A 512-nucleotide genomic window follows, 5' to 3' on the forward strand; every position below is an offset into this window, starting at 1 on the left:
TTTTGGATCGCCGTATAACAGATAGCCATTATCATCGGCAAGGGCAATAACATGGCCAAATTCATGTGCTATTACACCTTGTTTTTGTAGTGAAGTATAATTCCCTATTTTAGATTGGTTAATCCGGACGATACAGCTTGTATAAAAATATGTGTTTCCAATCGCTCCAATATAATGGTCTGTGATTCCTGACCATTTTACATTTGGCTCATTAACCTTTTTGATAAGAACTTCTCCGTTTGACGAATTTGAAATAGAAACAGGTGTCGTTGTGTTCCAAGAATTAGCAGCGTTCGAAATAAGGCTAGTGAGATCGTTAGCACTGCTATCAATCTTATAATAAAAAACATTATCTGGCCAACGATAAGGTAATAAAAAATAAGCCGATGCAGGTTGTATATTCATTCCAAGTACAAGCACAAGCATTATTACTACTAGAAGATTTTTATAAAGAACAATCTTTTTCAATAGACACACCTCCCAAATTTTATATCTGGGCGCCCTGAACAAAT

Annotated in this window: 1 protein-coding gene; it reads right to left on the reverse strand. The window is 35.4% G+C overall.

Annotated elements, in window-relative coordinates:
* Positions 1-468, reverse strand: a 468-nt coding sequence (locus JDF658_RS13620; protein ID WP_143312025.1) for a hypothetical protein, incomplete at its 3' end; no start/stop codon positions are given.
* Positions 469-512 lie beyond the last annotated feature (44 nt).

Origin of the sequence: Carboxydocella sp. JDF658 (genome assembly GCF_002049395.1) — a bacterium.
Lineage (GTDB): Bacteria > Bacillota.